Raw genomic sequence first — 269 nt, 5'->3', positions numbered from 1 at the left:
CAGGCCACCTGTCTGACATCGAAAGAGAACAGGATATTCCCGATCTGGTGTTGGTCTCAGGGCGAGTCGATTGTGCGCTTCATCACCTTCGCCGAGTGCGTGAAGGTGGCGTTTCATGGGTCGAATATGCCATACCTTGCGCCTTGGCAAAGGAAACCGTGTATTTATGGCAACCCATGCCAGACGCGCTCAATGCCGTCTTTAGCTATTGGCTCACTCATCATGACACGGAGCTTCACCTCAATAAAATGCAAAAGAAACAGCTCTTT

Origin of the sequence: Vibrio sp. 10N.222.55.C6 (assembly GCF_041473395.1) — a bacterium.
Classification (GTDB): Bacteria; Pseudomonadota; Gammaproteobacteria; order Enterobacterales; family Vibrionaceae; genus Vibrio; species Vibrio crassostreae_C.
The sequence above is the reverse complement of the archived record's forward strand: the minus strand, read 5'-3'. Positions refer to the sequence as shown.